General features: G+C 64.8%; 19 protein-coding genes. All 19 read left to right on the top strand.

The genetic code is table 11. The annotated features are described in order from the left end of the window. Window position 1 precedes the first annotated feature (1 nt). The 19 genes from rpoC to rplX all read left to right on the top strand — a co-directional run bounded on the left by rpoC (window position 2) and on the right by rplX (window position 19,185). Window positions 2–4,375, top strand: a complete 4,374-nt coding sequence (gene rpoC, locus K1X74_02965) for a DNA-directed RNA polymerase subunit beta' (protein MBX7165291.1) — start codon at window positions 2–4, stop codon at window positions 4,373–4,375. A 286-nt stretch (window positions 4,376–4,661) separates the two neighbouring features. Beyond that, complete coding sequence (gene rpsL / locus K1X74_02960) at window positions 4,662–5,030, top strand: 30S ribosomal protein S12 (GenBank protein MBX7165290.1); 369 nt, start codon at window positions 4,662–4,664, stop codon at window positions 5,028–5,030. A gap of 126 nt (window positions 5,031–5,156) precedes the next feature. Beyond that, complete coding sequence (rpsG, locus tag K1X74_02955) at window positions 5,157–5,627, top strand: 30S ribosomal protein S7 (GenBank protein MBX7165289.1); 471 nt, start codon at window positions 5,157–5,159, stop codon at window positions 5,625–5,627. 193 nt (window positions 5,628–5,820) lie between these two features. Next, a complete protein-coding gene (gene fusA, locus K1X74_02950) occupies window positions 5,821–7,896 on the top strand; it encodes an elongation factor G (GenBank protein MBX7165288.1) in 2,076 nt (691 codons plus the stop codon). A 101-nt stretch (window positions 7,897–7,997) separates the two neighbouring features. Then, window positions 7,998–9,839: a hypothetical protein gene (locus K1X74_02945; protein MBX7165287.1), complete on the top strand. Its 1,842-nt coding sequence runs from the start codon at window positions 7,998–8,000 to the stop codon at window positions 9,837–9,839. A 56-nt stretch (window positions 9,840–9,895) separates the two neighbouring features. Then, entirely contained in the window at window positions 9,896–12,238 is a 2,343-nt protein-coding gene (locus K1X74_02940; protein MBX7165286.1) for a tetratricopeptide repeat protein, read from the top strand. A 246-nt stretch (window positions 12,239–12,484) separates the two neighbouring features. Then, window positions 12,485–12,814 (top strand): 30S ribosomal protein S10, encoded by a 330-nt coding sequence (gene rpsJ, locus K1X74_02935; GenBank protein ID MBX7165285.1) that lies wholly within the window; start codon window positions 12,485–12,487, stop codon window positions 12,812–12,814. A 204-nt stretch (window positions 12,815–13,018) separates the two neighbouring features. Next, window positions 13,019–13,705 (top strand): 50S ribosomal protein L3, encoded by a 687-nt coding sequence (gene rplC, locus K1X74_02930; protein ID MBX7165284.1) that lies wholly within the window; start codon window positions 13,019–13,021, stop codon window positions 13,703–13,705. An 80-nt stretch (window positions 13,706–13,785) separates the two neighbouring features. Then, complete coding sequence (gene rplD, locus K1X74_02925) at window positions 13,786–14,496, top strand: 50S ribosomal protein L4 (protein ID MBX7165283.1); 711 nt, start codon at window positions 13,786–13,788, stop codon at window positions 14,494–14,496. Window positions 14,497–14,544: 48 nt separating this feature from the next. Continuing rightward, window positions 14,545–14,829 (top strand): 50S ribosomal protein L23, encoded by a 285-nt coding sequence (gene rplW, locus K1X74_02920; protein MBX7165282.1) that lies wholly within the window; start codon window positions 14,545–14,547, stop codon window positions 14,827–14,829. A 35-nt stretch (window positions 14,830–14,864) separates the two neighbouring features. Next, the gene (rplB, locus tag K1X74_02915; GenBank protein ID MBX7165281.1) at window positions 14,865–15,725 is read left to right on the top strand and encodes a 50S ribosomal protein L2; all 861 of its coding nucleotides are present in this window, start codon (window positions 14,865–14,867) and stop codon (window positions 15,723–15,725) included. A gap of 76 nt (window positions 15,726–15,801) precedes the next feature. After that, entirely contained in the window at window positions 15,802–16,074 is a 273-nt protein-coding gene (gene rpsS, locus K1X74_02910) for a 30S ribosomal protein S19 (protein MBX7165280.1), read from the top strand. A 27-nt stretch (window positions 16,075–16,101) separates the two neighbouring features. Continuing rightward, window positions 16,102–16,488 carry a 50S ribosomal protein L22 gene (gene rplV / locus K1X74_02905; protein MBX7165279.1) on the top strand — a complete coding sequence of 129 codons (387 nt, stop codon included), beginning with the start codon at window positions 16,102–16,104 and terminating at the stop codon, window positions 16,486–16,488. Window positions 16,489–16,597: 109 nt separating this feature from the next. Continuing rightward, the gene (gene rpsC / locus K1X74_02900) at window positions 16,598–17,302 is read left to right on the top strand and encodes a 30S ribosomal protein S3 (protein ID MBX7165278.1); all 705 of its coding nucleotides are present in this window, start codon (window positions 16,598–16,600) and stop codon (window positions 17,300–17,302) included. Then, window positions 17,241–17,657, top strand: a complete 417-nt coding sequence (gene rplP, locus K1X74_02895; GenBank protein MBX7165277.1) for a 50S ribosomal protein L16 — start codon at window positions 17,241–17,243, stop codon at window positions 17,655–17,657. Before rpsC ends, rplP begins: the two co-directional genes overlap by 62 nt. An 86-nt stretch (window positions 17,658–17,743) precedes the next feature. After that, the gene (gene rpmC, locus K1X74_02890) at window positions 17,744–17,959 is read left to right on the top strand and encodes a 50S ribosomal protein L29 (GenBank protein MBX7165276.1); all 216 of its coding nucleotides are present in this window, start codon (window positions 17,744–17,746) and stop codon (window positions 17,957–17,959) included. A gap of 87 nt (window positions 17,960–18,046) precedes the next feature. Next, a complete protein-coding gene (rpsQ, locus tag K1X74_02885) occupies window positions 18,047–18,352 on the top strand; it encodes a 30S ribosomal protein S17 (protein MBX7165275.1) in 306 nt (101 codons plus the stop codon). A gap of 114 nt (window positions 18,353–18,466) precedes the next feature. Beyond that, complete coding sequence (gene rplN, locus K1X74_02880; GenBank protein ID MBX7165274.1) at window positions 18,467–18,835, top strand: 50S ribosomal protein L14; 369 nt, start codon at window positions 18,467–18,469, stop codon at window positions 18,833–18,835. Then, window positions 18,835–19,185 (top strand): 50S ribosomal protein L24, encoded by a 351-nt coding sequence (gene rplX, locus K1X74_02875; GenBank protein ID MBX7165273.1) that lies wholly within the window; start codon window positions 18,835–18,837, stop codon window positions 19,183–19,185. The genes rplN and rplX overlap by 1 nt, the downstream gene beginning before the upstream one ends. The last annotated feature ends 44 nt before the right edge of the window (window positions 19,186–19,229 follow it).

Genomic DNA, 19,229 nt, shown 5'->3' with positions numbered 1-19,229 from the left:
CATGAGCGTCGGAGAAAGCTCTTACGATCGGATCAACGATTACGCCTCGGTCAAAATCAGCCTGGCCCGCCCGCACGACATTCGCAGCTGGTCGTTCGGCGAGGTCAAGAAGCCCGAAACGATCAACTACCGCACCTACCGTCCGGAAAAAGACGGCTTGTTCTGCGAGCGGATTTTCGGTCCGGAAAAGGACTGGGAATGCGCCTGCGGCAAGTACCGCGGCATGAAGTACAAGGGCATGATCTGCGACCGCTGCGGCGTGAAAGTCACCCACAGCCGCGTGCGCCGCAAGCGGATGGGTCACATCGAGCTGGCCGCGCCGGTCGTGCACATCTGGTTCTTCAAGGCCATGCCCAGCCGCCTGGGCAACCTGCTCGACATGAAGACGTCGAGCCTGGAAAAGATCATCTACTTCCAGGACTACGTCGTCATCGATCCGAAGGATACGCCGCTCAAGCAGCGGCAATTGCTGACCGAAGAGGAATACCGCGCGGCCCGCGAGCAATACGGCGAAAACTCGTTCGAGGCCGACATGGGAGCCGAGGCGGTCCGTAAGCTGCTGGTCAGCCTGGACCTGGTCAAGCTCTCCAAGGAACTGCGTGACGAGCTGGTGACGACCAATTCGAAGCAGAAGCAGAAGGACCTGATCAACCGGCTGAAGATCGTCGAGGCCTTGCGCGACAGCGACAACAAGCCCGAGTGGATGGTGCTGGACGTGATCCCGGTGATCCCGCCCGATTTGCGTCCGTTGGTGCTGCTGGACTCGGGCAACTTCGCCACGAGCGACCTGAACGACCTCTACCGCCGCATCATCAACCGCAACAACCGGTTGAAGAAGCTGGTCGACCTCAACGCGCCGGAAGTGATCATCCGCAACGAAAAGCGGATGCTGCAGCAGGCGGTCGACGCGCTGTTCGACAACAACCGCTGCAAGCGCCCGGTGCTCGGCTCGAGCAACCGCCCGCTCAAGTCGCTGACCGACATGATCAAGGGCAAGCAGGGCCGGTTCCGCGAGAACCTGCTCGGCAAGCGCGTCGACTACTCGGCCCGGAGCGTGATCGTGGTCGGGCCGACGCTGCGGCTGCACCAGTGCGGCCTGCCGAAGAAGATCGCGCTGGAGCTGTACCAGCCGTTCATCATTCGCCGGCTCAAGGAGCTGGGCCACGCCGACACGATCAAGAGCGCCAAGAAGATGCTCGAACGGCGCGACGCCGAGGTCTGGGACATCCTGGAAGAGGTGATCAACAACCACCCGGTGTTGCTTAATCGTGCCCCGACCCTGCACCGCATGGGCATTCAGGCCTTCGAGCCGGTGCTGGTCGAAGGCAACTCGATCAAGTTGCATCCGCTGGTGTGCAAGGGCTTCAACGCCGACTTCGACGGCGACCAGATGGCCGTGCACTTGCCGCTGTCGATCGAGGCGCAAGTCGAGGCGCACGTGCTGATGATGTCGACGAACAACATCTTCAGCCCGGCCAACGGCCTGCCGATCATCAGCCCGTCGCAGGACGTGGTGATGGGTTGCTACTACGTCACCATGTCGCTGCCCGGCCGGCCCGGCGAAGGCATGCAGTTCTCGTCGATGGACGAAGTGCAGTTCGCCTACTCGCTGCGCAAGGTCGACACGCACGCCCGCATCAAAGTCAAGCTGCCGCCGTCGCGATATCTCAAGACCGACTCCGAGGCCGACCGTAAGCCGGGGGCCGTGATCGAAACGACCGTCGGCCGCGTCATGTTCAACATGATCCTGCCCGCCGGGATGCCCTTCTACAACATCCCGATGCGTTCGAGCGAGCTGGCCAAGGTGATCTCCGACTGCCACCAGATCTGCGGCCGGCAAAAGACGATCTCGCTGCTGGACGACATGAACCGCTTCGGCTTCCGCGAAAGCACCCGTAGCGGCCTGTCGTTCGCCACCGACGACCTGATCACGCCGCCGACCAAGAGCAAGATCATCGGCGAGGCCGAGAAACAGGTCCTCAAGATTCACAAGCTCTATCAGCGCGGCATCATCACCGAGGGCGAGCGTTACAACCAGGTGCTCGACGCCTGGACGCATGCCCGCGAACGGATCACCTCGGAAATGATGACCGAGCTGGAAAACGACTATCGCCGTCCCGGCTACGTGAACCCGATCTACCTGATGGCCCACTCCGGTGCCCGCGGTGGCGTCGAGCAGATTCGCCAGCTGGCCGGCATGCGCGGTTTGATGGCCAAGCCGTCGGGCAAGATTATCGAAACGCCGATCAAGGCCAACTTCCGCGAAGGCCTGTCGGTGCTCGAATACTTCAGCTCGACGCACGGTGCCCGCAAGGGTCTGGCCGACACGGCCCTCAAGACGGCCGACTCGGGTTACCTGACCCGTAAGCTGGCCGACGTGGCCCAGAACGTGGTGATCACCACGCACGACTGCGGCACCACGCAAGGCATCACCAAGGGAGTCATCTACCGTGGTGAGAAGGTCGAAGTCAGCCTGGCCGACTCGGTGCGCGGGCGCGTCAGCCGCGCCAACATCGTCAACCCGATCACCGACGAAGTGATCGTGCGCGAAGGCGAGATGATCACCCGCTCGACCGCCCGCAAGATCGAAGAGCTCGGCCTGGAGCGAATCCAAGTCCGCAGCCCGATGACTTGCGAAGCGGCGTTGGGCGTGTGCCAGTTGTGCTACGGCATGGACCTGTCGACCGGACAACTGGTCGAAGAGGGGATGGCCGTGGGCATCATCGCCGCGCAAAGCATCGGCGAGCCGGGCACGCAGTTGACGATGCGGACCTTCCACATCGGTGGTACCGCGGCCCGCGCCGTCGAGGAAAGCGAGATCAAGGCCAAGAAGTCGGGTATCGTCAAGTTCACCCGGCTCAAGTCGGTGCGCAACGACGCGGGCATGCAGATCGTGCTCACCCGCAACGGCGAAATCGTGTTGATGGATGCCAAGGGGCGCGACCTCGACAAGTACGAGGTGCCCGCCGGTGCGCAGCTGCTCGTCGAAGAAGACCAACAGGTCGAGGCCGGCACGGTGCTCTGCCGCTGGGACCCGCACAGCATCCCGATCCTGGCCGAAGTCGGCGGTCGGGTGCGCTACGAAGACATCATCGAAGGCGAGACGATGCGGGTCGAACGCGACCCCAGCGGTCACATCCGCCGCTCGATCATGGAGCACAAGGGCGATCTGCACCCGCAGGTCATCCTGGAAGACACCAGCGGCAAGATCCTCGACTTCTACTACCTGCCTGAAAAGGCGCACATCGAAGTCAACGAGGGCGACACGGTTTCGGCCGGTACGCTGTTGGCCAAGACGCCGCGCGAAGTGGCCGGTACGCAGGACATCACCGGCGGTCTGCCCCGGGTCACCGAGATCTTCGAGGCCCGCAAGCCGAAAGACCCGGCCGTGATCGCCGAGATCGACGGCGAGGTCGAATTGCTCGGCGAAAAGCGCCGTGGCAAGCGGACCATCATCGTCCGCAGCGAAAGCGGGATCGAACGCGAGCACCTCGTTTCGCACGGCAAGCACTTGCGCGTGCACGCCAAGGACTTCGTGCGTGCCGGCGAGGCGCTGGTCGACGGGCCGCTGGTGCCGCACGATATTCTGCGGATTTCCGGCGAAGAGGCGGTGCAACACTATCTGACCCGCGAAATTCAGAACGTCTACCGCAGCCAGCGCGTCGATATCGACGACAAGCACATCGAGATCATCGTCGCACAGATGCTGCGTAAGGTGCGCATCGAGTCGCCGGGCGACAGCAGCCTGCTGCCGGGCAGCCTGATGGACAAGTTCGAGTTCCGGCAGGCGAACCAGCGGCTGGCCCAGTGCGTGAAGATCGCCGAACAGGGCGACACCGACTTTGCCGTCGGGACGATCGTGCCGAAGGACGCCTTCGAGCAGACCAACACGCAGACCGAAGCGCTCGGTGGCCGCCCGGCCAAGTCGGCGCGGCCCAAGCCGGCGACGGCCAGCACGCAGCTCTTGGGCATTACCAAGGCCTCGGTGCAAAGCTCGAGCTTCATCTCGGCCGCCAGCTTCCAGGAGACCACAAAGGTGCTGACCGAGGCCGCCCTCAGCGGCAAGGTCGACAAGCTCGTGGGCCTCAAGGAGAACGTGATCCTCGGCCACCTGATTCCGGCCGGCACGGGCTTCAAGATCCACGTCGAAGGCGAAGTCCGCATCCGTCCGCAAGCGCTCGAGGCCCTGGCCGCCGACAAGGAACGCGTGCTCGAACGGGCGTTCCCGCTGTTGGAAACGGCCGAGGATGGCCGCAAGAGTGCTGCCCCCGCCGGCGACAAGGCCGCCGTGCCCAACCTCGACACCTTGTTGGGTCAGGCACAAGCCGGCGTGACCCCCGGCTCGGCGGGCGACGGCGAAACTGGGGGACAGTAACACCGGCAGTCTGTGGCGCCGTGCGTGACCGTGAAACTGCTAGCAATACCCCGCCGTGCGGCATCGCTCGGCGGGGTTTTTGCTCGCCCCCTGGCCAGAAACTCGCACGATTCTCCGGAGTTTTCTCCGCCTTGACCCGATTCGGCGAGGCGGTAGACTCAGTAATTCGCGCGGGTGGGGCCAATAGCTCGCCGGAGGTGGTAAGCACGTTGCCACGGTCCGCGCTGCCCGCTGCAAACGAAACACACCAGCCTGCTGCCGAAACCGCACCCGTCGAAAGCCTGACATGCCCACGATCAACCAATTGATCAAGCGTCCGCGCCGTCCGCCTCGGAAGTTCAGCAAGTCGCCCGTGTTGGACAAGTGTCCGCAAAAGCGCGGCGTCTGCCTCCAGGTCAAGACGATGACGCCCAAGAAGCCGAACTCCGCGCTGCGGAAGGTGGCCCGCGTGCGGCTGTCGAACAGCAAAGAAGTCACGGTCTACATTCCGGGCGAAGGGCACAACCTGCAGGAACACTCGATCGTGCTCGTCCGCGGCGGCCGCGTACGTGACCTGCCGGGCGTGCGGTACCACATCATCCGCGGCACGCTCGATACGCTCGGCGTGCAGGGCCGCAAGCAATCGCGCAGCATGTACGGCGCCAAGAAGAGCTAACCGCCCAGGACAACCCTGCGCAAGCCGTGCTCGGCGCAGCCGACCCCAGGCGCCGCCCCCCACGTTCAATCACCGCATCAAGATTCATAGCCCCCGCACGACGGGCCCCCTCAGGAACTGCCAGCCATGGGACGCATCACTGCCAGCCAATCGACACTTGCTCCCGATCCGAAGTACGGGTCGAAGCTTGTGTCGAAATTCGTCAACTGCCTGATGTACGACGGGCAGAAGCAGACGGCGCTGCAGGTGGTCTACGATGCGATGGACGTGATTCGCCAGCGGTTGCCCAACGAGAGCGAAATCGACGTCTTCACGCAGGCGATCGAAAACGTCAAGCCCGAGGTCGAGGTGCGTTCGAAGCGAATCGGCGGTGCGGCCTACCAGGTGCCGATGCAGGTGCGCGGCAACCGGCAGTTGTCGCTGGCGATTCGCTGGATCCTTGCCGCGGTACGCGAAAAGAAGGGCCGCGCCACCTACCTCAAGCTGGCCGACGAATTGATCTCGGCCTACAACCGCGAAGGCACGGCGTTCACCAAGCGCGAAAACGTGCATCGCATGGCCGACGCCAACAAGGCGTTTGCCCACTTTGCTTGGTAGGGTGCCCACTTTGCTTGGGAGTGTTCAGTGGGCCTGGTAGCGCCCCGTGGACTTGTTCGCGTCGAACGGATCAAATCTGCGCCGTCTTCGAGGCCCCCCGCCTCGAGACGGCGTTGTTGTTGAGGGACGAGACGAACCGCCGCAGCATCCGTGCAATGTCCCGTCGGGGGGCACCGCGGCCGGAACCGCGATCATGACCAGTCGCCAGCTCGACAACCTGCGCAACATCGGCATCATCGCCCACATCGACGCGGGCAAGACGACGCTCACCGAGCGGATGCTCTACTACAGCGGCGCCAGCCACAAAATGGGCGACGTCGACAAGGGCACCACCGTCACCGACTTCGATCCCGAGGAACAAGAGCGCGGGATCACGATCAACGCCGCCTGCGTGACGTTTCAATGGCGGGGGGTCACGATCAACCTGATCGATACGCCCGGCCACGTCGACTTCACGGCCGAGGTCGAGCGCAGCCTGCGCGTGCTCGACGGCGGGGTCGTGGTGTTCAGCGCTCGCGAGGGGGTCGAAGCCCAAAGCGAAACCGTCTGGCGCCAAGCCGATCGGTATCACGTCCCCCGGCTGGCATTCATCAACAAGATGGACCGTGAGGGGGCCGACTTCGAAGGTACGCTCGACGAGATTCGCAAGCGGCTCGAAGCGCCGGCCATCGCCGTGCAGATTCCCTGGGGCGTCGGCCCGCCGCATGTCCCGAACGCCTTTCGCGGCGTCATCGACCTGATCGACATGCGGGCCCTGACGTTCGACGAGACCAAGCTCGGCGCCGAGGTCTCGGCGGGCGAGATTCCGCCCGAGATGCTCGACGAGGCGCAGCTCTGGCGCGAGCAACTGCTCGACACGCTGTTCAACTTCTCGAACGAACTGGCCGAGCTGCACCTGGCCGGCGAGCACGTGCCGGCCGAGTTGATTCGCCGCGTGCTGCGCGAAGCGACGTTGCACGGCCAGGCGGTACCGATCTTCTGCGGCTCGGCGCTCGATCACATCGGCGTCCAACCGGTGCTCGACGCGGTGATCCAATACCTCCCCAGCCCGGCCGAAAAACCGCCCGTCGAGGGGCACGACCCCAAAAAACCCGACAAAAAGCTCACTCGCAAGCCCGACGTGGCCGAGCCGTTTTGCGGGCTGGTGTTCAAGATCCAGGCCGACAAGCACGGCGACTTGTGTTACGTGCGCGTCTACTCGGGCAAGCTCGAGGCCGGCACCCGGCTCTACAACCCTGGCCGCGACCTCAAGGAAAACTGCACCCAGCTCTGGCACGTGCAGGCCGATCGCCGCACGCAGGTCGAATCGGTCGAGGCCGGCGACATCGTCGGTGTCATCGGGCTGCGCCATTCGGTCACCGGCGACACGCTGTGCCCGACCCAGCACCCGATCCTGCTCGAATCGATCCAGTTTCCGGAGACGGTCATATCGATGGCCATCGAGCCGGAAAGCTCGGCCGATCGCAAGAAACTGGTCGACGCGCTGGAGATGCTCAAGCGCCAGGATCCGACGTTTCGCGCGCAGATCAACGAGGAAACGGGCCAAACCTTGATCAGCGGCATGGGCGAGCTGCACCTGGAGCGGATCAAGAACCTGCTGCTGCGTGACTTCAAGGTCAACGTCCGCGTGCACAAGCCGCGCGTCAGCTACCGCGAAAGCGTCGAACGCCGGGTCGAGGTCGTCGGCGAGTGCAATCGCCAGATCGCCGGGCAGCAATTGTTTGCCCAGGTAAAGATCCGCCTCGAACCGCAAGAGGCCGCCGAGCCGGCCGTCGCGGTCGATCCGGCAGCGTTCAAGCAACTGCCCGAGGTGTTTCTCAATGCGGCGCTCGAAGTCTTGCGGCAGATGGCCCAAGGCGGCGGCTCGCTCGGATTTCCGCTGATGAAGCTGCGCGTAACCCTGCTGGGCGGGGCCCACCAGGAGCCGGGATCGAACGAGATTGCCTTCCGACACGCGGCCGGCGACGCCTTCAACGAGGCCCTGCGCCAGGCCGGGATCGTGCTGTTGGAGCCGATCATGAAGGTCGTGATCATCACGCCCGAGGAGAATCTCGGCGATTTCGTGGCTGATTTGCAGCAGCGGCGGGCCGAGATTTCCGGCACTCAGGTTCGCGGCCGTATGACCCAGATCGAGGCTCGTTCGCCCCTGGCCAACATGTTCGGCTATTCGAGCGCCATGCGGAGCATGAGCCAGGGCCGGGCCAGTTGCTCGATGGAGCCGGCGGCCTATGGGCCCGCGCCGGCCGACGTGCTGCAAAGTTTCCTGTGATCGGCCGTGCCCACCGGATCGGCGCGGTCAAGACCGGCATGCTGGCAAAGTTCCCCCTGATCGACAGGGGCCCCGGGCCTCGCGCTTACGGATAGCGATCCATGAGCTGGCGCATCACAGTCGCCTTCTTCGCGCTGTTGGTGAGCATCACGCTGCTGCGCGCCGCGGTGATTACGTCGCCGCCCTATTTCGACTTCGCGCTGGGCATTTTTCGCGAGGCCGGCTTTCTCTACGAAACCAACTTCGACGTGCTGGCCTTGCGCAACCAGCAAGGCTCGACGATCGAGGGCTACGATCGAGCCTATGTGACGAGCATCGTGCCCTCGGTCGTGGCCTTGCTCTGGACCCTGGGCCTGGGGACGACCGCCACGTTGGCCACGTATCACCTGAGCGTCTTCGCGGCCACGGCGGCCATGACGCTCGGCTTCTTCGGGCTGCTGCGCGATCGCGTGCCCGGGTGGCTGGCCGCCGTGCTGTGTTTCGCGCTGCTCACGACGCCGATCCTGAGCACGCAGGTCGACATGCTGGGTCTTGAAATCTTCATCACGGCCTGCGCCGTTTGGACGGCCCGTTGCGTGGCTCGCGAGCGCTACGCCCAGGCGGCCCTGGTCGGTACGCTGGCGTTCTTCATCAAGCCGACCGGCGCGCTGATTACCGCGGCGACCATCGCCACGCTGTGTTGCTTGCTGGCGGCCGGCTGGCGGTCGGCCGCCGCAAGGCGTCTGGCGTGGGGCCTGGGGTGGAACGTCTTGGCGTTGGCCTGCCAGATCGGCGTGTTTCGCTGGGGTGGGTCTGAAGAGATCATCCGCTCCCACCATGCTCAGGCCCCTTATCTCTTGGCCCTCCTGGCATTGTGCCCCGACGTGTTGCTGTTGATGGCGCTCGCGGCGGTCCTGTTGTTTGTCGAGCTACTCGGCTGGCTATTTTCGCGCGGCGCGCGCGAGCCGTTGCCGGCCGCATTGCACGATCGCCGCGTGGCGCTGTTCTTCTTGCTGTTGGCCGTAGCCGTTCCGCTGATGGTGGTGATCTATGCCCGGACCTTCGCGCCGCGCTACCACGTGTTGTCGATGCCGGCGCTATACATGCTGTTCGCCGCATGGGCGGGCCGCTCCACAGCCCGCACTCGCGTCCTGGCGGGGCTGGCCAGCGCGGTGGTGGCGTTCAACCTGGTCAACTGGAACGGCGCGCTGCTGGTGGAAATCACGCCGCTCAGCCGCCACGCCAGCACGCTGGAACGCAGCCACGAATACCTGGCCGATCATGAATCGAACATTCGGGCCATCCGGCTGTTGGCGAGCGCGGCCGACGACACGCCGCTGCTCGTGTTTCACCCGTTCACGCATTTTGTGACGTACCCTCGGCTGGGCTACGTCGATCGCCCGCTGCGCGGCTATTCCGTCAGCCCGTTCATTTCAACCAACATCGTGCCGGCGTCCCAATTGCTCGTCGATCTGCCGGCTGAGCTGCGCTGCTTCGAGGTCGACAATATTTACTACTACTACGGCCTGGCCTCGCTACCGGAGCGTTCGCCGGACAGCCCGGTGCTCTACGACGATCATTTGCCCTCGCCGCTGGTGATCTACCGCGCAGGGCCCGGCGCGGCGGCTACGACTTCGGAGGCGCGCCGCCGCTGGTATCTCGAGCAATGCTTTCTCGGTCCGGCGGATCCGCGGGAAAATCCGGAACGGGCGCTGCTGCGGGCCCGTGTGCTGCACGGCTCGGGCCTGGTCGCCGCGGCGGCCGAATTGCTCGAGTTGGCGTCGGTGCGGCACGGCGAGCCGGTCGACTTGGAGCTGGCGCTTGCCTCGTATCGGGTCGAGCAAGGACAATTCGCTGCCGCCGAAGAGCGTTTACAGCGGCTGCTCGGCAAGTTCCCCAACTCGGCGGCCGTGCAACTCGAACTCAACCACGTTCGCGCGCTGCGTACGCAAAGCGGGCGCTGAACGGCGCCCGCCGGCAGACTCCATCCCGCGCTGCGGCTCGAAGGCATCGTGCGACCATGAACTCGGCGGCAAGTGATGCAACGGCCGGGCGTACAGCGCGCCGCTGGTGGCACCCCTGGGCAGCCTGCGGCGCAATCTGGCTGGCGATCATCGCCGTGCGATTCGAAGTGATCGCGGCCCCCCCGTACTTCGAGTGCGTGACCGGCCTGTGGAACGAGGCCAGCTACCTGGCCGACACGCAGTTCGACTACCTCCGGCTGCGCTACCACGAAACCTACGTCGGCGCGGGCGGCCCCCGCGCTTACATGGTCAGCGCCTTGCCAACGCTGATCGCGTGGTTCATGCGGAGCCTGCCCGATGCGGCCAGCGTATTCGTCGCGTGCCACCTGCTCGAGTTCCTGGCGGCGGCCGTGACGGTTTTCCTGGTGTATCGCCTGCTGACGCCGCGGACCGGGGCGCTCGTCGCCGCGGCCTGCGCCGCGGCCCTGTGGACCACACCTCAATTCAGTACGCAGACCGACATGCTCGGCATGGATTTGCCGACCGCCTGTTGGTCGGTGACAGCCTGCGCGCTGATTTGCCGCGGCCGGCCAGTACTGGCCGCAGGGGCATGCCTGGGGGCCTTTCTGATGAAGCCCGCGGGCATGCTGATCACGGTCGTGGCGATCGCCTATCAGGTGCTCGCTTTGTTCGGCAATGCCGCGGCTGAGCCCAAACGCAGCGCGTTGCGGCGGCTTGGCGCGCTGGCGGCCCTGGCCCTGGCGCTCGCCGTTCAAACTATTGCCTACCGCTGGAGCGGAATCGACGAGCAACTGTTGGCGCTCGTGGCCAGTGCACACCCCTTGCGCGCGCTGGCCGGCAGCGTTGTCATCTGTCCCGACCTGGTGCTGCTCTCCATCGCGGTGTGCCTGGCGGCCTTGTTTGTTGCCGCGCGCGCGGCACGCGACATCTGGCGCAATCCGGCAGCGCCTCGCGGCGCGGCGCGACTTGCCTGGGCGCTCAACCGGCTTTTGACGCTGCAGCCCGAACTGGTGTTTGCATTGCTCCTGATGCCGGCATTCGTGGCGGCGCTGGTGCGGTTCGGCTATCCGGCCCCGCGCTATTACACGCTTCTGGTGCCGTTCTTATGGGTGGCCGCGGGCGTGTTGTTGCGACAGCTGGTGACCGCACGTGTCGCCGTGGCGCTGATTGTCGGCATGATCGTCGTCAACCTGGCGAACTGGAACGGCCGGCTCTTTCCTCGGTTGGAAGGGCCGGCCGCATACGCCCGCGGTAACGATCGCAGCCACGAGTATTTGCAGGACCTGCGTTCCACCCAGGCCGCTTGCCGGGCGATCGAGCGTTCGGCCAACGCTCCGATCGTGGCCGGGCATCCGTTTCCTTACCTGTTGAGCAATCCATGGTTTGGCTACGTTTCCCGGCCGCTGGCGGGCTACTCACTGAACGCCAGCACGCTGGCCGGCTTTCCGACGGCCGTGACGCTGTTTCGCGATCGCCCTGCCGAGCTGGTATTCGTCAGCCTGAGCAATGTCTATTACGCAGGTGGCATGATGCGTGTGCCCAAGCCGGGGCCAGACGATCCGGTGCTGTACGCCAACGACGACCCGTCGCCCTTGATCGTCTTTCGCCAGCGGCCGCCAGGCCCGGCGAGCGACAACGGTGCCTACGATCGATGGCTGATCGAGCAACTCTGGTTCGATCCAGGCGTGCCGCATGGCCCGAATGCGATGTCGCTGGCAACTCGAGCCCAGGTATTGAGCGACGCAGGCCTGGTCGGCCCGGCGCGTGAATTGCTGAAGTTTGCCCTGGCCCAGGGGCAGGGCGACGCGCTCTCCGAGGTCTCGCTGGGCATCCTGTTGCTCCAGCAGAACGAACTTGCCGAGGCGGCGGCCACCGCCGAACGAGCGCTCGCGCGCGATCCCGACCTGGCGGCAGCACACTATCTCGCGGGCCTGGTTGCGAAGCAGCGGAACGATGTGGCGACGGCGCTGGCACATTTGCAGACCTGCGTGCAGCTCGATCCTCGAAACGCGGCTGCCCACCGCCAACTGGGCATCCTGCTGCACCAGCGCGGCAATCATGCAGCCGCCATCGAACATCTGCGCCGACGGCGCGAACTCGAACCCCCCAACGCGCTGGCGTGCCTCGAGTTGGGCAGTGCCCTGCTGGCCGAGCAGCGCTGGGCCGAGGCAGCCACCGTGCTGGAGGCCGGGCGCGATCTGGATGAAAACCAACCCCAAATCCGGCTGGACCTCGGCGTGGCGTACATGCACCTGGAGCGTTGGGACGATGCCCAGCGTGAACTCGAGGCGGCCCTGCGGCTGGTGCCCGGCTGGCCGGCGGCATCGGGCCATCTGGCCGCGGTCCGCGCCCGGCTTGCAAGGCCCTCGCCCCCCTGACGGCAACGGGGTGCGCGTCGCCGCAAAAAGCGGTCAAACCCCCGAGGAAATTGGCGATTGACACCTTTTGGCGACACCTATAGACTCATCGGTTCCCCCTGGGGCGGAAAACCGCTGTCTGTAGGGGGCGAGCCTGCCAGGCTTTCGGGGAAGGGGACCGTGGAATCCCCCCGGAAGTCCGGTCCGCGGGCTCGCAGCCGGAACTGAAATTGTTGGTAACCCTGCGCCGCGCGGTGGGAGCGATTCGTGTCTGGACAGACCCAAGAAATCATTCGCATCCGGATGGAAGCCTACGACCATTCGGTGCTCGACCAGAGCGCGGCGGAAATCGTCGACACGGCCAAGCGGACCGGCTCGGAAGTGCATGGTCCGATCCCGCTGCCGACGCGGATCGAGCGCTATACGGTGCTCTCGGGCCCGCACATCGACAAGAAGGCCCGGCAGCAGTTCGAAATTCGAACCCATAAGCGTCTAATCGACATCGTCCAATCGACGGCCAAGACGATCGAGGCGCTGAACAAGCTGAGCCTGCCGGCCGGCGTGGACATCAAGATCAAGGCGACGAGTCGTCACTAAAGGCCGCCCGAACGGCGGAAAGCGATACTGCACATATCAATCGTTTCGGCGTCCAGCGGATCGGCCGAACGCACGACACGCAACCAACTCAACCCTCGAGACTCGGTTCCCATGGTAGGGAAGTTGGTCGGGTAAACCGCGATCAAAGCGATTCGCGTGCTTCCTGGCACAACAAGCGACCACAGAACTCAAGGCATAAGAGCGATGGCTACCGGAATACTCGGCCGCAAGGTCGGGATGACTCAGATTTTCGACGAAGCGGGCAACGTCATTCCTGTGACGGTGCTCGAGGTCGGGCCTTGTAAGGTTCTGCAGGTCAAGACGGTCGAGACCGACGGCTACGAGGCGTTGCAGCTCGGTTTTCTCGACAAGCCCCGCCGTTTGGCCAGCCGCTCTGAGCGCGGACACGTGGCCGCACTCGACAGCAAGCGGGCCAAGGCCCGGGCCAATGCCGGTGTCGAAGCCGGCGCCAAGGCCGGCTGCGAACCGCAGCGATTCGTCCGCGAAATTCGCGGCAACGTCGGCGAAACCAAGGTCGGCGACAGCGTGCTCGTCTCGGTATTCGAGGGAGTCGTCCGGGTCGACGTCACCAGCACCTCGAAGGGTCGTGGCTTTGCCGGTGTGATGAAACGCCACAACTATCGCGGCCAGCGAGCGACGCACGGTGTGAAGAAAGTCCACCGTCTGCCCGGCTCGATCGGCAATAGCCAATTTCCCGGCCACGTCGTCCGGGGACGGCGGATGGCCGGTCACCTGGGTGACGCGCGGGTCACGGCCCGTAATCTGCGATTGGTCCGGATCGACGCCGAGAACAACCTGCTGTTGGTCTCGGGCGCGGTGCCGGGCCCCAACGGCGGCTACGTCGTCGTGCGCCAAACCAACATGCTGTAGATCGAAGAAACCAAGAGACGGAACGCCTGCACTGGCCGCCGGCCGTCCGGCGGGCCACTTGCCCTGCGAGCTGAACTGCCATGTCGAGCTTACCGGTATACGACAAGACGGGTGCCGAAGTCGGTCGCTATGAGATCGACCCGGCCGTGCTCCAGTTGCCCATCAACAAGCAGCTGCTGCACGACGCGGTGGTCATGTATCAAACCAACCAGCGCCAAGGCACCGCCAAGACCAAGACCCGTAGTGAGGTCGAAGGTTCGACCAAGAAGCTCTACCGGCAGAAGGGCACCGGCAACGCCCGCGCCGGTTCGCGGCGCAGCGGCACGCGCCGCGGCGGCGGCCACATCTTTGCGAAGCGCCCGCGCGACTGGGTGTATCGTCTGCCGCGCAAAGCCTTGCAGTTGGCCACGCGGATGGCGATCGCCTCGAAGCTGCAGGGCGAGCAGGTCACGGTGATCGACGCCCTGGCCTTCGACAAGCCGACCACCAAAGAAATGGCCAAGATCCTCAAGGCGCTCAAGTGCGATGGCCAGAGCGTCCTGGTGGCGACGGCCGAGTACGACCAAAACGTCTTGCGCAGTGCCCGCAACATTCCGAAGGTCAGCGTCTCGCCGGCCGGGGAGCTCAATGCGCTCAACGTGCTGTTACCGCGCCGACTTCTCGTGACCAAGGCAGCGCTCGACTCGCTCGGTTCGCGCCTGGCCGAGACGGCCAAGACGACCGGGGGCACCGCCAAGAGTGCAGGCCCCAAGCGCCGCCGCGCCGCCGCGCAGCAGCCAGCCCAGGAGTAGTCCACCATGGCCGACGCCGAAACCCCTGCCGACACCAGTGCCGCCTCGATGGGTCTCGAGCCCTACCAGGTGATCCTGCGCCCGCTGGTGACGGAAAAGGGCATGCACCGTTCGACCCGTTACAACGCCTATGCCTTCGAGGTCAACAAGTTGGCCACGAAGATCGACATTCGCCGCGCGGTCGAAGAACTGTTTGACGTCAAGGTCGTTGCCGTGCGGACGCAAAACCGCAAGGGCAAGCCGCGGCGCAGCCGCTTCCGCGCCACGCTGACCAAAGACTGGAAGAAGGCCGTCGTGCAGCTCGATCCCGAGCATCGCATCGACTTCTTCTAATCGCCCAGCACACCGTCGCCGAGAGGACATCAACCGTGGGAATTCGCCGCTACAAGCCGACCTCGCCCGGACGCCGTGGAGCGAGTGTGAGCGATTTCGCCGAATTGACCGGCGGCGCGCAAACGCCGAAGGCGCTGCTGGTCCGCAAGCGCAAGAAGGGCGGTCGCAATAATCAGGGGGTGATCACCGCCCGGCACCGCGGCGGCGGGCACAAGCGGATGTATCGCGTGATCGACTTCCGCCGCAACAAGGACAACGTGCCGGCCAAGGTGGCGTCGATCCAGTACGACCCCAACCGTAGCTGCCGCGTCGCCTTGCTGCACTATGTCGACGGCGAAAAGCGTTACATCCTCGCCCCCAATGGCCTGGAAGTCGGCGCGACGATCGTCAGCGGCCCCGAGGCGGCCCCCGCCGTGGGCAACGCGCTGCCGCTGAAGAACATTCCGCCCGGCACGACGATCCACAATATCGAGATGCAGCCGGGCCAGGGTGGGCGGCTGTGCCGTTCGGCCGGCGTCGGCGCCACGCTCAATGCCCGCGAAGGCGACTGGGCTCAGATCGCGCTGCCCAGCGGTGAAATCCGCCGTGTCCCGTCCAACTGCCGGGCCACGATCGGCCAGGTCGGCAACCCGGACCACATGAACATCGAAGTTGGCAAGGCGGGTCGCAACCGCTGGAAGGGCTGGCGCCCGTTCGTCCGCGGCACCGCGATGAACCCGATCGACCATCCGCACGGTGGTGGCGAAGGCCGCACCAAGGGCGGTCGCCACCCGGTGAGCCCCACCGGCAAGAGCGCCAAGGGCGGCTCGACGCGCAAGCCGCGCAAGCCGTCGAACTCGGCCATCGTTCGCCGGCGATGGTCGCGTCGCTACGGCCAACTGAAACTGCATACCTGATAACTAACAACAACGCGAATCTTCGCGGAGGCTCGACCCCGAGCCCGACCAACCACAGAGCCAGGCAACCACTGTCATGGGACGTTCACTCAAAAAAGGCCCGTTTGTCGATCCGAAGCTGTTCGCAAAGGTCGAGGCGATGGACGCCCGCCGCGCGAAGGAGCCGATCAAGACCTGGGCCCGCCGTTGCACGATCGTGCCGGAATTCGTGGGCCACACGTTTATGGTCCACAACGGCAAGCAGCACATCAAAGTGTTCGTGACCGAAGAGATGGTCGGGCACAAGCTGGGCGAGTTTTCGCCGACCCGGACGTTCCGCGGCCACGGCGGCAAGGGCCAGAAGAAGTAACGCTTAGCACAGGACAGGACCGGCATCATGGCTTACGAAGCCTCACACCGCTTTGCCCGCATCAGCGCCCGCAAGGTGCGCCCGTTGGCCAACCTGGTCCGCGGCAAGCAGGCCGACGAGGCGCTCGTGCTGCTGCGTTATCAGCCGCAGCGCGGCGCGCGGATGCTCGAAAAAGTAATCAAGAGCGCCCTGGGCAATGCCGAGGATCGCCGCGCCCCCAATGTCAAGCGGCTGGTCGTCGTCGATTGCCGCATCGAGGGCGCGCCGATGTTCAAGCGGATTCGTCCGCGGGCCCGCGGCATGGCGTTCATGATCAAGCGGCGGATGGCGCACATCCGTGTCGCGCTCGACGTGGTCGATGCGGCGCCGGCGGCAGACGCCGTGGCGGCCGGCAGCGACGCCGGCAACGAATAACCCAGGATCGCAGCGTACCAATACGGTTCCACCCGCACATCGAGCGTAAACAGCCTCGAGCCCCAGCAGCATCCTTCGCGAATCAAGGCATCCTTCGGGAATCATCGTCATGGGACAAAAAGTCAATCCAGTCGGCTTTCGCACCGGGATCATGGAAGGGTGGAAGAGCCGCTGGTATGCGTCGAAGCAGGAGTTCCCCGAGCTGCTCGTCGAGGACTTCAAGCTCCGCCGGTACATCAAGCAGAAGTATCGCCACGCCGGCATCCCCAAGGTCGAAATCGAACGGACCCGGGACGAGGTGAAGGTGATCCTGTTCACGGCGCGGCCGGGCATCATCATCGGCCGCAAAGGCCAGGCGGTCGAAGCCCTGCAGGCCGAGTTGCAGGACCAGATCGGCCGCCGCGTGAACATCAAGATCGAAGAAATCGGCCGCCCGGAGATTCAGGCGCAACTGGTCGCCGAAGATATCGGCGAACAGTTGTCGAAGCGTGCCAGCTTTCGCCGCACGATGAAACGGGCCATCGAGCAATCGATGGAGTCGGGTGCCAAGGGCATCAAGGTGCAGTTGTCGGGCCGCCTGGGCGGCGCCGAAATGTCGCGCTGCGAAAAGCAGATCGCCGGCGCGATGCCGCTGTCCACCTTGCGGGCCAAGATCGACTACGGCTTTTACGAGGCCATGACTCCCCAGGGCCACATCGGCATTCAGGTGTGGATCAACCAGGGCGAGTACTTCGCAGACGAGGAGAATACCAGTGGCGCTGATGCCCAAGAGGGTCAAGCACCGAAAAAGCCAAAGAGGGCGGATAAGAGGTAACGCCTCCCGCGGTAATCGCGTCGTCTTCGGCGACTTTGGTCTGCAGTCGACCCAAGGGGGTTGGCTCAGTGCGCAGACCATCGAAGCCGGGCGTATCGCGGCGCAGCAGTATCTGCGCACCGAAGGGCGACTGTTTGTGCGGGTGTTCCCCCACAAGCCGATCACCTCGATCCCGCTCGAAACGCGCATGGGTAAGGGCAAAGGCGAACCCGAGTTCTGGGCCGCCGTGATTCGCCCCGGCACCGTGCTGTTCGAGATCGGCGGCGTTTCGGAAGAAGCGGCGCGGATGTGCTTTGCCCGGTTGGCGCACAAGATGCCCGTCCGGGTGCGTTTCATCCGTCGCCGGCCGATGTAGGCCCGCCACGAAAGACGCCCCCGAGTAAGAAACACCGCCCCCCACGAGACCGTTTTGGCCCGCCGTAGAACGATGCAGGTATTCCGATGAGCAAGGCCTCTGAACTGCGACAGATGAGCGACGAGCAGCTCGTGCTGAACTTGAAGGACGCTGCCGAGTCGATCTTCCGGCTGCGGCTCAAGTCGCAGACCGAGCGGGTCAACGTGCCCAGTGAGATGAAGAAGCATCGCCGCTTGATTGCCCGGATCAAGACGATCCAGACCGAGCGTGAGCTGGCCAAGCAGCCGGGCTCGCCGAGCTAGGCGGCTTTCGACCAACCAAACCTGAACCCAAGACCACGCAGCCAGACAACCGTCACGCGACCAGCGCGACCAACGAGGAATCGGGCCATGCCCAAGCGAGTAGTGATCGGCGTAGTCATCCGCGACAAGGCGGCCAAGACCCGGCGCGTGGAGATCCCGCGGCTGGTGCGGCACCCGAAGTACGGCAAGATCCTGCGCCGCAAGACCGTGTGCCACGTGCACGACGAGAACAACGAGTCGCACGAGGGCGATACGGTCGAGATCCGCGAATGTCAGCCCAAGTCGAAATTGAAGAACTGGGAGCTGGTCCGCGTGGTCAGCAAGAGCACGGCGGTCGACCTGGCCGCCTTGCGGGCCGCGCACAAGGCCGAACAGCAGGCCGCTGAGGCCTGAGCCTGGTTCGGCAAACCACGCGTGCCTGGCACGAGCAACTCCCCGACGACAACAACCCCAGCGAATGATTGAGCCCGGCCACCGCGACGGGCAGCCAGCGAAGGTGACGACCGTATGATCCAAATGCAAACCAGACTCACCGTGGCCGACAACACCGGCTGCCGCGAGGTGATGTGCATCAAGGTGTTGGGCGGCTCGCGCCGGCGCTGGGCAGGCCTGGGCGACATCGTCGTCTGCAGCGTCAAGACCGTTACGGCGGGCAGCGACGTGAAGAAGGGCGCCGTCGTCAAGGGCGTCATCGTCCGCTGCAAGAAGCCGACCCGGCGCAACGACGGCAGCTACGTCCGCTTCGACAAGAACGCGATCGTGCTGATCGACAACGACAAGAATCCCCGCGGCACGCGCATCTTCGGCGCCGTGGCCCGCGAGCTGCGTGAACGGAACTTCATGAAAATCGTCAGCCTCGCGGCCGAGGTGGTGTGATGCGTATTCGCAAAGATGACATCGTCGAAGTGATTTCGGGCGCCGACAAGAGCAAGCGCGCCAAGGTGCTCACTGTGCTGCCAGAAGCGGGCAAGGTGATCGTCGAAGGCGTGAACCGCGTCTACAAGCATGTCCGCCGCAGCCAGCGCAATCCGCAAGGCGGCCGCCTGGCCAAGGAAATGCCGATCGACGCGAGCAACGTGCTGCTCGTCTGCCCGGCCTGCGGCCAGCCCACGCGGCTGGGCGCGCGGTTCCTCGACGACGGCAGCAAGGATCGGTTCTGCAAGAAATGCGGCGCCAGCGCCGGGCGGCTCTCGCCGCCGAAGGCCGCGCGTGCCAAGAAGAAGTAAGCAGCAAAGCAGGCAGACGGCATCCGCCCCGACGTAACCACGAA

It is taken from the genome of Pirellulales bacterium (assembly GCA_019694435.1).
GTDB lineage: Bacteria > Planctomycetota > Planctomycetia > Pirellulales > JAEUIK01 > JAIBBZ01.
The sequence above is the reverse complement of the archived record's forward strand: the minus strand, read 5'-3'. Positions and strand labels throughout refer to the sequence as shown.